The organism is Limnospira fusiformis SAG 85.79 (assembly GCF_012516315.1).
Lineage (GTDB): Bacteria > Cyanobacteriota > Cyanobacteriia > Cyanobacteriales > Microcoleaceae > Limnospira > Limnospira fusiformis.
Genome location: NZ_CP051185.1, coordinates 277,625 through 291,741 on the forward strand (window position 1 = coordinate 277,625; position 14,117 = coordinate 291,741).

At 44.9% G+C, this 14,117-nt stretch carries 11 protein-coding genes and 1 tRNA gene; 8 read left to right on the plus strand and 4 right to left on the minus strand.

Annotated features, from left to right (window positions below; genetic code table 11):
* Window positions 1-378: 378 nt before the first annotated feature.
* The gene (locus HFV01_RS01515) at window positions 379-1,974 is read left to right on the plus strand and encodes a hypothetical protein (RefSeq protein ID WP_006623333.1); all 1,596 of its coding nucleotides are present in this window, start codon (window positions 379-381) and stop codon (window positions 1,972-1,974) included.
* Between the two features lie 51 nt (window positions 1,975-2,025).
* Window positions 2,026-3,021, plus strand: coding sequence for a pentapeptide repeat-containing protein (locus tag HFV01_RS01520; RefSeq protein WP_006623334.1), 996 nt, complete (start codon window positions 2,026-2,028; stop codon window positions 3,019-3,021).
* A gap of 460 nt (window positions 3,022-3,481) precedes the next feature.
* Here HFV01_RS01520 and psbA (HFV01_RS01525) read toward each other — a convergent pair whose 3' ends face one another.
* The gene (gene psbA, locus HFV01_RS01525) at window positions 3,482-4,561 is read right to left on the minus strand and encodes a photosystem II q(b) protein (RefSeq protein ID WP_006621986.1); all 1,080 of its coding nucleotides are present in this window, start codon (window positions 4,559-4,561) and stop codon (window positions 3,482-3,484) included.
* 263 nt (window positions 4,562-4,824) lie between these two features.
* Here psbA (HFV01_RS01525) and HFV01_RS01530 point away from each other — a divergent pair, with 263 nt between their 5' ends.
* Together HFV01_RS01530 and HFV01_RS01535 are read left to right on the plus strand one after the other, a co-directional pair.
* Complete coding sequence (locus HFV01_RS01530) at window positions 4,825-5,817, plus strand: Uma2 family endonuclease (protein ID WP_108614680.1); 993 nt, start codon at window positions 4,825-4,827, stop codon at window positions 5,815-5,817.
* Between the two features lie 149 nt (window positions 5,818-5,966).
* On the plus strand, window positions 5,967-6,938 hold the full coding sequence (locus HFV01_RS01535) for a Uma2 family endonuclease (RefSeq protein WP_193520762.1): 972 nt from the start codon (window positions 5,967-5,969) through the stop codon (window positions 6,936-6,938).
* 209 nt (window positions 6,939-7,147) lie between these two features.
* On the opposite strand, the gene HFV01_RS01540 is transcribed toward HFV01_RS01535, so the two are convergent.
* Window positions 7,148-7,339 (minus strand): hypothetical protein, encoded by a 192-nt coding sequence (locus tag HFV01_RS01540; RefSeq protein WP_008054669.1) that lies wholly within the window; start codon window positions 7,337-7,339, stop codon window positions 7,148-7,150.
* 267 nt (window positions 7,340-7,606) lie between these two features.
* Between HFV01_RS01540 and HFV01_RS31905 the strand changes: the two genes are divergently transcribed.
* On the plus strand, window positions 7,607-9,067 hold the full coding sequence (locus HFV01_RS31905; RefSeq protein ID WP_193520763.1) for a helix-turn-helix domain-containing protein: 1,461 nt from the start codon (window positions 7,607-7,609) through the stop codon (window positions 9,065-9,067).
* A gap of 36 nt (window positions 9,068-9,103) precedes the next feature.
* Window positions 9,104-9,664, plus strand: a complete 561-nt coding sequence (locus HFV01_RS01550) for a Uma2 family endonuclease (protein ID WP_193520764.1) — start codon at window positions 9,104-9,106, stop codon at window positions 9,662-9,664.
* 60 nt (window positions 9,665-9,724) lie between these two features.
* On the opposite strand, the gene psbA (HFV01_RS01555) is transcribed toward HFV01_RS01550, so the two are convergent.
* Window positions 9,725-10,804: a photosystem II q(b) protein gene (psbA, locus tag HFV01_RS01555; protein WP_006621986.1), complete on the minus strand. Its 1,080-nt coding sequence runs from the start codon at window positions 10,802-10,804 to the stop codon at window positions 9,725-9,727.
* Window positions 10,805-10,947: 143 nt separating this feature from the next.
* On the opposite strand from psbA (HFV01_RS01555), the gene cofG reads away from it, so the two are divergent.
* Both cofG and HFV01_RS01565 read left to right on the plus strand, forming a co-directional pair.
* Window positions 10,948-11,928: a 7,8-didemethyl-8-hydroxy-5-deazariboflavin synthase subunit CofG gene (cofG, locus tag HFV01_RS01560; RefSeq protein WP_193520765.1), complete on the plus strand. Its 981-nt coding sequence runs from the start codon at window positions 10,948-10,950 to the stop codon at window positions 11,926-11,928.
* A gap of 22 nt (window positions 11,929-11,950) precedes the next feature.
* Window positions 11,951-12,021, plus strand: a tRNA-Cys gene (locus HFV01_RS01565).
* A 132-nt stretch (window positions 12,022-12,153) separates the two neighbouring features.
* On the opposite strand, the gene HFV01_RS01570 is transcribed toward HFV01_RS01565, so the two are convergent.
* A complete protein-coding gene (locus HFV01_RS01570) occupies window positions 12,154-13,878 on the minus strand; it encodes a CHAP domain-containing protein (RefSeq protein WP_193520766.1) in 1,725 nt (574 codons plus the stop codon).
* Window positions 13,879-14,117 lie beyond the last annotated feature (239 nt).

A 14,117-nucleotide genomic window follows, 5' to 3' on the forward strand; every position in this document is an offset into this window, starting at 1 on the left:
TGCGATCGCATCAAAGTCCGCCATCAGTTCTGGGGGGGTAATCTAAATGGCTGAATGAGAATGATTAACCATTATACAATAAATGACCTACAATGTGTGAACAGGTACAACATTGTAGATAGAGCCGAGTTTGAAATGCTCTATCATGATGATTATTGGGTGTTTATATATTCCGTAAAATCAACTCAAATAATTCCGGTTGGCTTGGTTAACTTTGGCGAAATTATTGATTAATAATCCTACTTTACCAGGCTGAGATACAGGCAATATCTACCCAGATATATATTACCTGTAGATGAATGATTAATTTGGCGAATGTGTGGGCTCGCACTATCACAAAATAACTGTTTATTTATCAATAATTTGTAGGAGGCAAAAATGCCAGCCAAATCGATCCTGGATGATGTTGTGCAAAACTTGGATACCAGTGATGAGGTGTTTCGCATCAAAAAAATTATGATTTGTGCTACCCATGGTAAATGGGAGAGTGATTCAGCAGTCATAGAAAATACTCCTATGCGGGATTTAGTGCAATCTTTGTACTGGAGTACCCAAAGCCTTGAACGACTTAATAGTATTTTGAATAAAATTTTATCTAAAATTAACAAAAAAACAGAATATACAGTTATTGTTAATCTGGTATTGAGTCAAGTTGGGAGATTGTACCTTGAGGGAGATCAGGAATCTTCTACTGAGATGGTTATGACTTCCTATCAGTCGTCAGACCGTCCTCACTCTCAACTTGATTGGTCAGTTAATCCAGAAAACTTTAACCACAATCCTCCCCCCAAAAAACTAGATAATATCTTTGATATTCGTTTCAAGATCATGCAGACTGCCAACCCATTAAGGGTGAAGATATTGATATTTTCCGTCTTAGAAAATGAGTTTACATTTAGCGATCGCGACTGGCTACAACTCAAATCAATCGAGTTAGACAACCTGATTGAACAACTCTTTCAAATGTTCCCTAACTTTGAAGATTTGAAAGTTTATCTAAAAAAAATGGTCGCTTACTTAGAGGATTCTGATGAAGATGCTCAAGTCGCCACAATTTTAATTGAAGCCATGCGTCTTTGTTATGGTAAGCCATCATTTAATTATAGCTCTTTTCAGGAATTACCAGACTCCCATTATAGTCAGGATCAACAATTATCAGAAATAGCTAAAACTCAGGGAATTGATTTGAACGAAAGCCAGACTATTCAAGTATCAACCCCCGCCAATGTAACCCAATCAAACATCCCCGAAATATCAGGATTACAAACTGTACCAATTCCCACAGATTCCGGTCAACCCCTATCAAATAGTCAATTAGTACCAGAGTCATCCGGTAACCGTTCCAAGTCCAATATTATTCAGGAACGTTTGGGGCTAAAAGATGATATTCACAAGCGAGTTAGCCAAGGAGTTACCGAAGCCATAACATCGATCGCTAATACCTTACAGACCTTAGAAGACCAACTAGATGGCAGAATGATTAGCTATGATATTGAGCAGCAATTAAAATTTAAGTATGAGGTGCTTAAAGACTTCATTGCTCAAGTACAAGAACAAATCCTACAACTAGAAGAAATAGTTGATCAATCCGAAACGACAGAACGCCAACAAACCGCAGCCAAATCAGAGATTACTGACCCGTTACCAACACCTACTCAGATATCAGATTCCGGGGGTACTAATCAGGTGCTAGAACTAGCTAAACAGGGTAATCCTAAAGCGATCGCATCCTTCCTCAATCACTTAGTAAAATCCAAAGGTATCCACGTTTTAGCTCAATCTAAAAATCAGTGTTTGCATCTAATTCTCGAATCCCAGCACAGTTTCGCGCCCGAATCAACCACCCAGTTTATCCACAAAAAGTTACTATCCCTACAACTACAATCTATTAACATTGTCAAAATTTACTTCCGTAAGCCAGGTGATCAGTCTTTTATTTGGGCTCAAAAAATCAACTATGTAAACCATAGTTAATAATTGATAATTCCGAATAAATTAACAGCCAAAGTACAAGGATGAAGATGGATGGATGAGCGGACTTTCTTAAATCAATATCGAAGTGGAGAAAAATTGTTTCGAGGTGTTAACCTCCGCAATGCTGAACTAAGTAATGCTGACCTAATTGGAGCCAATTTAAGTGGCGGTGATTTTCAAGGAGCCAATTTTGTGTTAGCCTATCTTAATGGAGTTAACCTAACTAGGGCAAATTTAGAAAAAGCCAGATTAGGAGGAGCTAACCTATCACGAGCTAATTTAAGTGGCGCTCAACTAACCGACGCTGATTTTCATGGTACTATCCTGCAAGCAGCCGACCTGAGAAAAGCTAATTTAACCCTAGCCACATTAGTTGATGCTAACCTAATTCAAGCAGATTTACGCGGTGCTAATTTGCAAGGTGCAGATTTAAGGGGTGCTTGTCTACGGGGTGCAAATATGCGTTATGAAAGGCGTATTTATGAGAGTGTAAATTTACGAGGCGCAGATTTAAGAGGTACCGATTTACAGGGGGTTAATCTCACCGGGGCTGATTTAACTCGCGCTAACCTAACGGGGGCTAATTTAACTGAATGTGTACTGCGTGGCGCGATTCTCAACCAGACTAACCTTTCCGAAACCAATTTACAAGGGGCGATTTTAACAGAAGTTAATTTAAGTGGTGCTAATTTAATTGGTTCCCGCATGGTTAAGGTAAAACTAGAGCGAGCCATCTTGACTAACGCCCAAATGCCTAGGGTGGAATTGTGCGACTCAATTTTACCAGATGCTAATCTCAGTAATGCTAATCTCAGTCATGCTAACCTAAGCCGGGCGAATTTGGTACGGGCGGAACTAAATCGGACTAATTTAAGTTCGGCTAATTTGACTCAGGCTGATTTAACCGATGCTTCTCTTGGTCGGACAAATTTGCGAAATGCTAACCTTAGCTATGCCTACTTAACTCGTGCTGAGTTTAGTAGTGCTAATACCATTGGGGTAAACCTACATGGCGCGATCATGCCTAATGGCGAGATTCATGATTGATAGGGCTTTGATGTACTACTTTAGATATATTTGGTCGGGAATTTGGGCGCTTTTGGCAATACTTATGCTATAGTGTCCGCATGAGAGTTACTCAATCACTAAACAGAATAAGGCTGAGAACAGCACTTTAATTATGACCACAAGTGAAAGCACTAACTCATATTTAGAGGCTCCTCAGCCTAGCAATTGTTCAATTCACAATTCTTCTGAAACATTTTCCAGCATTATGCAAAAACTAATGAACTACGCGGATCGTAGCATTACGGTTTTATTTTCTATTCTGAGACAAGTTGAGGAGAACCTAGGTTAGAACTATAAACCCAAAAAACTTAAAAATCACCCGGTTTCTGTATCTTAACCTTCGAGTCAAAAACCGGGTGGTTTTTTTGGCTAGGTGAAGTTTAAACAAACAAAAAGCGCCCCCCGGCTGGGAGGCGCTTGATTTAATCTAAGCTATCAATTAGCCGATTTGAGGTGCAACCAAAGCTACAGGCTCAGACTCAGCAGAAGCTAAATCTAAGGGGAAGTTGTGAGCGTTGCGCTCGTGCATTACTTCCATACCCAGGTTAGCGCGGTTGATGACATCAGCCCAGGTATTGACTACCCGACCGCTGGAGTCCATTACGGACTGGTTGAAGTTGAAACCGTTGAGGTTAAAGGCCATGGTGGATACACCTAAAGCGGTGAACCAGATGCCGATTACCGGCCAAGCACCCAAGAAGAAGTGCAGGGAACGGCTGTTGTTGAAAGAAGCATATTGGAAGATCAGGCGACCGAAGTAACCGTGAGCTGCCACAATGTTGTAGGTTTCTTCTTCTTGACCGAATTTGTAACCGTAGTTTTGAGATTCGATTTCGGTGGTTTCACGCACCAAGGAAGAAGTTACCAAAGAACCGTGCATCGCGGAGAACAAAGCACCACCGAATACACCAGCAACTCCCAACATATGGAAGGGGTGCATCAGGATGTTGTGTTCTGCTTGGAACACCAACATGAAGTTGAAAGTTCCGGAGATACCCAGAGGCATACCGTCGGAGAAAGAACCTTGTCCGATGGGGTAGATCAAGAATACTGCACTAGCAGCCGCAACAGGTGCGCTGTAAGCTACGCAGATCCAAGGACGCATTCCCAAGCGGTAGGACAGTTCCCACTCACGACCCATGTAGCAGAATACACCGATCAAGAAGTGGAAAATTACCAACTGGTAAGGGCCACCGTTGTAGAGCCATTCATCCAAGCTGGCTGCTTCCCAAATGGGGTAGAAGTGCAGACCGATCGCATTGGAGGAAGGAACAACCGCACCAGAGATGATGTTGTTGCCGTACAACAGAGAACCAGCTACGGGTTCGCGGATACCGTCAATGTCCACGGGGGGAGCAGCGATAAAAGCGATGATGTAGCAGATGGTAGCAGTTAGTAGGGTAGGGATCATCAGAACACCGAACCAGCCTACATAAAGGCGGTTGTTGGTGGATGTTACCCAGCTACAAAAGCGTTCCCAAGCGTTGGCGCTCTCGCGCTGCTGAATGGTAGTAGTCATGTTGGATATGATTGCTATATTGAGTTTTCGAGGTACTTATCCGGCAGTTGTTTTTCTACCGTGTCTATAATATGACACACTCTGTTAAGGTTTGTAAAGGGGTTGAGCCACATTTATTTTAATAGCTGTCATAAGTAGGGCTTATCATCAATTCAACCATAATCGAGTCGAACCCTGAGAGAGCCTGTGGTTCCAGGCGACTATCGGCGGCTTGGGATATAATCATCAGCAACTGAGAAACACGAGAGACGGGGGAACCGCAAATGTCAGTTGAACTCACTGCCAATACTAGCCCCGAAACTGCTACCGAAACGGAATGGGAACCCCCCATGCCGCCAACAGATTTGATTTTTGATGATGGAGAGCCTTTGGAAAGTAACCGTCACCGCATTGCTATGAACGTCCTGATCAGGTCATTGCAACAGGCTTGGAGTGCGCGCCATGATTTCTATACAGGCGGGAATATGTTTATTTACTATAGCAGCGAACAAGCTAGGAACCGAGATTTTCGTGGCCCTGATTTCTTTGCTGTGTTGGATGTAGATGGCACTAAAGAACGACAGGGTTGGGTAGTATGGCAGGAAGGGGGTCGCTACCCAGATGTGATTGTGGAGCTAATGTCTCCCAGTACCGCCAGAATAGATAAAGGAAAGAAAAAGGAGCTGTATCAGCAGACTTTTCGGACACCAGATTACTTTGTATTTGACCCGTTTGAAGCCAACGCCTTTCAAGGATGGCATTTGCAGAGTTCGGGAGGTTATCAGCTTTTAGAGCCGAATGAGCGAGGTTGGCTGTGGTGTGAAAGTTTAGGCTTTTGGCTGGGAACTTGGTCGGGAACTATAGACCGTGAGGAGGCAATTTGGCTGCGGTTTTATGATACCGAAGGTAATTTGGTGTTGTTACCGGAAGAAGCCGAACGCCAAAAAGCCGAAGCCGAACGCCAAAAAGCCGAAGCCGAACGCCAAAAAGCCGAAGCCGAACGCCAAAAAGCCGAAGCCGAACGCCAAAAAGCCGAAGCCGAACGCCAAAAAGCCGAAGCCGAACGCCAAAAAGCCGAAGCCGAACGCCAAAAAGCCGAACAATCTCAACAGCTTGCTGAGGCAGAACGCCAGAAAGCCCAACAAGCTCAACAGCTTGCTGAGGCAGAACGCCAGAAAGCCCAACAAGCTCAACAGATTGCTGAGGCAGAACGCCAAAAAGCCGAACGTCTTGCTGAACGGTTGCGATCGCTCGGTTTAGATCCAGAGGAACTATAAAAGAAGCGATCGCACAACATCCACTTTCTAGGTAATTTACCCAACGCCGTCCCAGTGGGAGAATGTCTGTGGGAGCTAGTCCCCCAATGGGGAAAGTTGGGGATATAATCATCAGCAACTGAGAAACACGAGAGACGGGGGAACCGAAAATGTCAGTTGAACTCACTGCCAATACTAGCCCCGAAACTGCTACCGAAACGGAATGGGAACCCCCCATGCCGCCAACAGATTTGATTTTTGATGATGGAGAGCCTTTGGAAAGTAACCGTCACCGCATTGCTATGAACGTCCTGATCAGGTCATTGCAACAGGCTTGGAGCGCGCGCCATGATTTCTATACAGGCGGGAATATGTTTATTTACTATAGCAGCGAACAAGCTAGGAACCGAGATTTTCGTGGCCCTGATTTCTTTGCTGTGTTGGATGTAGATGGCACTAAAGAACGACAGGGTTGGGTAGTATGGCAGGAAGGGGGTCGCTACCCAGATGTGATTGTGGAGCTAATGTCTCCCAGTACCGCCAGAATAGATAAAGGAAAGAAAAAGGAGCTGTATCAGCAGACTTTTCGGACACCAGATTACTTTGTATTTGACCCGTTTGAAGCCAACGCCTTTCAAGGATGGCATTTGCAGAGTTCGGGAGGTTATCAGCTTTTAGAGCCGAATGAGCGAGGTTGGCTGTGGTGTGAAAGTTTAGGCTTTTGGCTGGGAACTTGGTCGGGAACTATAGACCGTGAGGAGGCAATTTGGCTGCGGTTTTATGATACCGAAGGTAATTTGGTGTTGTTACCGGAAGAAGCAGAACGCCAAAAAGCCGAAGCTGAACGCCAAAAAGCTGAAGCTGAACGCCAAAAAGCCGAAGCCGAACGCCAAAAAGCCGAAGCCGAACGCCAAAAAGCCCAACAATCTCAACAGCTTGCTGAGGCAGAACGCCAGAAAGCCCAACAATCTCAACAGCTTGCTGAGGCAGAACGCCAGAAAGCCCAACAAGCTCAACAGCTTGCTGAGGCAGAACGCCAGAAAGCCCAACAAGCTCAACAGCTTGCTGAGGCAGAACGCCAAAAAGCCGAACGTCTTGCTGAACGGTTGCGCGCGCTCGGTTTAGATCCAGAGGAACTATAAAAGAAGCGATCGCTCCCGCGAATCGCGCCAAGCGGATCCCGAAGGAGCGATCGCACTTTCCCTTCTGCCTCAAAATTGTCCAAAAACAAAGAAACCGGGTTTCTTCAAGAAACCCGGTTTCTGGTCTGCTCTGCTTGGGCGATTTCTCTGCCAGCGATCGCCCTAACTTGAGCATCGAATAAAGAAAGCGATCGGTTTTCCGGAGATATTTAACTATTACCTCCAATACCTCCAGAAGTACCAGCAGCAGCACTAGCGATGGCACTAATTTTCAAAGCCGCCAATAAGGGTGCAGGGTTCATTGCTATAATAGAACCGGCAGCTCCTAAAATGAGAGCCGTACCTACGCCAGCAGCAACGCCAATGACAATTTTTTCTGCGATTTCATCACCTTTAGACATTTCTATTCTCCTTAAATTCGTGAATCAATTTTTTTCATTATGATTTGAACGTAGCTTGCTTACCCTGTCAGTGAATGTGTATCAAAGATTCACACAGAACAAAAAACCAGATCAACTCGCGATCGTTTCCCTAATTTGATCCTGTAACCTTTATATGTGACAAGCCTAAAACAGTAAATTTGGTACACAATTTGTCTAATTATCCTGACGGAATTTAGTAGGATTTGGTAGGATTTGGTTGACACAGTAGGATTCGGTAGGATATCTTTGAAAAAAATTAAAAAATATCTCTATTTTTATCCAAATATTAAGAATGTTGAAGATATATTACAATGGGCGGATCGGTTGATACTTGATAAAACTCGAGAAAATCTGACATCTATAGAGGAGGCTATACTGACGGGGGTGTGGTCAGGAAAAAAATATCCTCAAATTGCTACAGAGTATAAGTGCAGTGAATCTCACGTTAAAAAAGAAGCCGCTAAGTTATGGGAAAAGTTACGGGAAGAATTAGGAGAAGACCTGAATAAATACAATTTTCGTTCCAAGGTACAGAAAAAATATCGGGTTTCTCAATCTCCCCAATCCGGTCACTGTTTACAAGTTGATGTTGATACTGTTAATCAATTTGATACTGTTAATATTGGTCATCAGTTTGTACAATCTATTAAAGATACTCAACACCGATCGCCCTCTTCTCCTGACTCTTCCCCTAACTCTTCTCCTGACTCTTCCCCCACCCAAAATCCCTCACCCATTATTGACTTAATCGATGCACCAGACCTCACGGACTTTGACAACCGCACCACCGAATTAAATACCCTCAAACAGTGGATCTTACAAGACCGGAGGCGCTTAATTACCATCTATGGATTAAGTGGCATTGGCAAAAGCGTACTAACCAGGCAACTAATCGAACAAATTCAGCCGGAATTTGACTATATTTGTTGGAAAAGTCTCACAGAAACTCCCACCTTTTCCTCCCTAACAAACCAACTGCAACAATTTTTTTACCAGTCACAAAATCCCCCATTTCCTACAATAATTGATTATTTCCGTCACTGCCGTTGCTTAGTCATATTGGATGACCTACACAATCTTTTTAAAAGCGGTGCATTGGCGGGGGAATACTTGACAGACTTTAAAGAATACCGGACAATTTTTCGGAAAATTGCCAAAAACCATCATCAAAGTTGCGTGATTCTCCTCGGTTGGGAAAAACCTAGAGCCATTGCTACCTTAGAAGCCGAAAAACACTCCACTTGCACGTTACACCTGAAAGGATTATCAGCCGATGCTGAGGAAATTTTGCGATCGCACCAATTAACCGACTCCGACAAATGGCCGGAATTAATCAACCTCTATCAAGGACATCCTACCTGGTTAAATATCATCGCCTCAACCATAGTCGAACTATTTGATGGTAGCGTTTCCCTATTTTTAAGCCACAGCGAGGACATCTTTTTAGGTGACTTAGAACCCATTTTAGAATCTCAGTTAGAACGATTATCCCAATTAGAACAACAGGTGATTTCTGGTTTCCGAGACCATCAAGCGATCGCCCTTTCTGAACAACCCACTAATCCTGAATTATCCCCATCTGAATTATGGTCAGCCATCCAATCTTTAGTTAGACGGGGGTTGCTAGAAAAAATATCAGAGGGAGAGCGAGGAATGTTTCAACTGCATCCGATTTGGCAACAGTATCTTAAATTTAAGCTAAGTTAGAATAGTTGAAAAAGAAAAACTAGGAGAATCCCTAAAATGCGTTCACCTTTATCCCTGTTTACCGTTGAAGACTATATCATCGCTGAAGCCGAAAGCACCATTCGCCATGAGTATATGGGCGGTTATGTGTTTGCTATGGCGGGTGCTAGTGAAGAACACAATCTCATTGCCGGTAATCTTTATGCCTTATTACGTTCTCATCTGCGGGGGAGTTCCTGTCGGGTATTCATGTCTGATATGAAAGTCAAAGTTCAAGACGATATTTTTTATTACCCTGACTTACTCGTGACTTGTAACCCCGAAGATAATCACCGATACTTCAAAACACAACCTAACCTAATTATTGAAGTGCTGTCAGAAAGTACCGAAAGCACTGACCGACGAGAAAAATTAATGAACTACCAAACCTTAGAAACTTTGAAGGAATATGTTTTAGTCTCTCAAGATGTTATGCAAGTGGAAGTCTATCGTCAAGACACTCCGGGGAGTTGGACAGTTCAAATCTTAGGAGAAGATAATCAGTTAACCTTGGAATCTGTGGGGCTAACTATGACCGTGGCGCAAATTTATGAAGATGTATTGAATGTGGGTCAGTGAATTTAAGCACGAAAAAGCGCCCCCCGACTGGGAGGCGCTCTATTTCATCTAAGCTATAAATTAGCCGATTTGAGGTGCAACCAAAGCTACAGGCTCAGACTCAGCAGAAGCTAAATCTAAGGGGAAGTTGTGAGCGTTGCGCTCGTGCATTACTTCCATACCCAGGTTAGCGCGGTTGATGACATCAGCCCAGGTATTGACTACCCGACCGCTGGAGTCCATTACGGACTGGTTGAAGTTGAAACCGTTGAGGTTAAAGGCCATGGTGGATACACCTAAAGCGGTGAACCAGATGCCGATTACCGGCCAAGCACCCAAGAAGAAGTGCAGGGAACGGCTGTTGTTGAAAGAAGCATATTGGAAGATCAGGCGACCGAAGTAACCGTGAGCTGCCACAATGTTGTAGGTTTCTTCTTCTTGACCGAATTTGTAACCGTAGTTTTGAGATTCGATTTCGGTGGTTTCACGCACCAAGGAAGAAGTTACCAAAGAACCGTGCATCGCGGAGAACAAAGCACCACCGAATACACCAGCAACTCCCAACATATGGAAGGGGTGCATCAGGATGTTGTGTTCTGCTTGGAATACCAACATGAAGTTGAAGGTTCCGGAGATACCCAGAGGCATACCGTCGGAGAAAGAACCTTGTCCGATGGGGTAGATCAAGAATACTGCACTAGCAGCCGCAACAGGTGCGCTGTAAGCTACGCAGATCCAAGGACGCATTCCCAAGCGGTAGGACAATTCCCACTCACGACCCATGTAGCAGAATACACCGATCAAGAAGTGGAAAATTACCAACTGGTAAGGGCCACCGTTGTAGAGCCATTCATCCAAGCTGGCTGCTTCCCAAATGGGGTAGAAGTGCAGACCGATCGCATTGGAGGAAGGAACAACCGCACCAGAGATGATGTTGTTGCCGTACAACAGAGAACCAGCTACGGGTTCGCGGATACCGTCAATGTCCACGGGGGGAGCAGCGATAAAGGCGATGATGTAGCAGATGGTAGCAGTTAGTAGGGTAGGGATCATCAGAACACCGAACCAGCCTACATAAAGGCGGTTGTTGGTGGATGTTACCCAGCTACAAAACCGTTCCCAAGCGTTGGCGCTCTCGCGCTGCTGAATGGTAGTAGTCATGTTGGATATGATTGCTATATTGAGTTTTCGAGGTACTTATCCGGCAGTTGTTTTTCTACCGTGTCTATAATATGACACACTCTGTTAAGGTTTGTAAAGGGGTTTAACAAAGTATTTAGTTATATGTTAGATAAGCAAAACTAATGTTTAGTCAGATGTCTAGGTTGGTTTCCTATTCTCCAGCTTATACGATAGTTCCGACCTATGAGTGTTTTAACCGCTGTAGTTACTGTAATTTCCGCAAGGAACCGGGAGATAGTCCTTGGTTAACTATGGCGGAGATGAAACAGGAACTGGCGGGACTATGTGAACAGGGAGTAGTGGAGATTTTGATTCTGAGTGGGGAAGTACACCCGAACAGTCCCCGGCGAGAGGCTTGGTGCGATCGCATTTATGAGTTGTGCGATGAAGCCCTAAATTGGGGATTTTTGCCACACACTAATGCGGGTCCGCTGAAATTTGAGGAAATGGCTAGATTAAAACAGGTTAATGTGTCGATGGGGTTAATGCTGGAACAAATGACTCGGGAGCTTTTACAAACGGTTCATCGCCACGCGCCTAGTAAAGTTCCTAGTATTAGGTTACAGCAGCTTGATTGGGCTGGGGAACTCAAAATTCCGTTTACGACTGGGTTACTTTTGGGAATTGGGGAAAGTCCCTCAGACTGGGGATGGACATTAGAAGCGATCGCCAAAAGTCACGATCGCTCTGGTCACATTCAAGAGGTGATTGTGCAACCCTACAGGGAAGGAAGCCGACAAGCGCAGCCAGGGTACGGATTTAATCTTAGCCAATTACCGGAAGTAGTGGCGATCGCCCGCCGTATTCTCCCCGAAGAAATCACGGTGCAAATTCCCCCCAACCTAGTCATGGAACCAGAGATATTATTAAAATGTCTGGAAGCGGGAGCCAGAGACCTAGGGGGAATCGGTCCCCAAGATGTAGTCAACCCGGACTATCCCCACATTAACCCGGAAACCCTCAGCCAAATTATCAACCGGAAAGGTTGGCAATTGCAGCGACGACTACCGATATATCCCCAATACGATAGCTGGTTATCGCCTCGATTACAGAGGAGTGTAAATTCTTGGCGAAAAAAGTTGCAGTTTCCCCAGCGGTTGTGATATATTAGTAAATCGCAGTGGTGGCGGCATAGCCAAGTGGTAAGGCAGAGGTCTGCAAAATCTCCATCCCCGGTTCAAATCCGGGTGCCGCCTTTTTTCTGGAAGGATTGCTCTAAGTGCGATCGGCGTTAACTACCTTAGCCAGGCATCCTACCTGATGACTCAAAAATCAATCAGAATCGAGTCCCTAGCCAGGGTAGATAACTCTATGGCATCACCCAGGTTTTAGTAAGTGGGATCACCAGTGATGAAAGCAGCGGAAACCCACTGATTGGTATTTTGAAGACGGAACCAGCGGTTCTCGTTTTTCCTTTCCCTTGTATCCCAATGGGTTGTGCCTACAGTTGTAGCATCAAAAGTGCGACGACTGCCATTGCTTAGAGAGCCGACGACAGAGAAGTTTGTCCCTGGTCCGCTGCGGATATTGAGAGTGGTATCTGCTGCGCCAGTGAACAGTGGATTGCCAGTGATGAAAGAAGCGGAAACCCACTGATTGGTGTTTTGAATACGGAACCAGCGGTTATCATTTCGCTGTTCGCGAGCGTCCCAATGGGTTGTGCCTCGTGCCACAGCGTCAAAAGTACGACTGTGACCAGGGCTCAGAGATCCAACTATCGAGTTGTTCGTCCCCGGTCCGCTGCGGATATTGAGCGCCCCATCTACAGTACCTCGGAATGCACTCGTTGAAGGCTGAGTAGGAAGTGGAGACGGAGTGCTAGCTAAAACGCCAGGAACACGGATATAGCGATCAGGGTTATTTGCCGTGTAGTCAACTATTCGGTGTAAAGTTCCTGCACCACCACCATCAAAATTATTCCTGTAGTGTGACTCCGAAAGAGTTACCCGCCTTACACCATTTTGCTGGTAAACCCTTTCCACAACAGCGACGTGATTTTGCCCATTCCTCGTCCACTGAGCAATATCACCTGGTTGAGGGTCGCTAACGATACGTGCGCCATTAGATAGCTGTGTATGCCACTGATTAGCATTACCCCGCATTGAGTTTAAAGCCGCAACACTACCTCCTAACTCTTTCACCCGACCATGTGCATACCAAGTACAGTTGCCTTCTGTATGACCACGACCACCAACTAAACTAGAACCAAACATCGACTGAGCAAAAATGTTACCAGTCGTGTAGAACTGAGGACGATTCCTAAAGTAGTTTGCATTTTGTTGGGTCAGTAAAGGAGTACGAGAAGATGACTGCTCTATTAGAGTAGCTTCGCCATTGATCATCACAGTGGCGGTATCATCTACTGCCATTAATGCCTCAAGTTCCCCGGCATCAAATTCCCGGCCTTGGACGAGACCGGAAAAAATCGCACCCTCATCTCCAGGTGTATCGGAGATGTTAATCTGCGAGTCGATATAATGCCCTATTTCCTCCAGCAGCACTGAGACGATCGCTTCTGGGTTATCAGCATTCTCAGCCACAAACTCACTGGCCAGATAAATATTGTTAGTTGCTGCCGCAAAAGCTCCGTTAGATCCGTTGATATCAGCAGCAGAAACAACCGTAGTCGGTGGCATCTCAAAAGTACCATTAGTCAAACTATCTGCCAAATCCTGAGCCGCCTCAACATCAAAATCATCTCCAAAAGCAATGCTCATCTGAGAGAGAAACTCTGGGCTATTGGCAAATTGCTGTAATTGTTCGTAAGTATTGGCTAAGGCCATTCCCGTTAACGAATCTACCGACGGCGCGGTGTGAGAATCCGTTTCCGCCGGATTTATTTCTTGGTCAACGGATATATCCAGAGCCATCACAAGACGATCGCCCTCAACTGGTACCAACGTTGGGAGAAGCACTGGCTCGACAGCCCCCGTTACTGGTAGTCCATGGGCATTGAAAGACTCTAAAATATCCCCATCACTGCGAGCGATCGCATTGGGATTTGTTCCCAGCAATCCGCTGATTTCTTTGGTATCTGTGTCCACAGAAAACATGGCTAGTTCCTCCGATCGCATTAACAATCCAATTATCGCGGTGGCAGTTGAGGCTCTGGGTTAGAAAATGATCGGGAAAAAAGTTAGTTTTTGTTAGGTAGGGTTTAGCCGCTTTGTGAGATGAAATCTCAATAAATGGGCAAAACAATGGGATTTTGGTCAAATTTTCTGGCTTGGGAGCCAGGAAACCGTCTATAATAAGTTAGTTTTTACCATGTCAAACTTGGGGAGTATCAGCC

Coding starts and splice junctions, on each gene's coding strand:
- HFV01_RS01550 (WP_193520764.1), top strand. CDS start 9,104: ATGCGTTCACCTTTATCCCTGTTTACCGTTGAAGACTATATCATCGCT.
- HFV01_RS01520 (WP_006623334.1), top strand. CDS start 2,026: ATGGATGAGCGGACTTTCTTAAATCAATATCGAAGTGGAGAAAAATTG.
- HFV01_RS01570 (WP_193520766.1), bottom strand. CDS start 13,878: ATGTTTTCTGTGGACACAGATACCAAAGAAATCAGCGGATTGCTGGGA.
- HFV01_RS01530 (WP_108614680.1), top strand. CDS start 4,825: ATGTCAGTTGAACTCACTGCCAATACTAGCCCCGAAACTGCTACCGAA.
- psbA (WP_006621986.1), bottom strand. CDS start 10,804: ATGACTACTACCATTCAGCAGCGCGAGAGCGCCAACGCTTGGGAACGG.
- cofG (WP_193520765.1), top strand. CDS start 10,948: ATGTTTAGTCAGATGTCTAGGTTGGTTTCCTATTCTCCAGCTTATACG.
- psbA (WP_006621986.1), bottom strand. CDS start 4,561: ATGACTACTACCATTCAGCAGCGCGAGAGCGCCAACGCTTGGGAACGC.
- HFV01_RS01540 (WP_008054669.1), bottom strand. CDS start 7,339: ATGTCTAAAGGTGATGAAATCGCAGAAAAAATTGTCATTGGCGTTGCT.
- HFV01_RS01535 (WP_193520762.1), top strand. CDS start 5,967: ATGTCAGTTGAACTCACTGCCAATACTAGCCCCGAAACTGCTACCGAA.
- HFV01_RS01515 (WP_006623333.1), top strand. CDS start 379: ATGCCAGCCAAATCGATCCTGGATGATGTTGTGCAAAACTTGGATACC.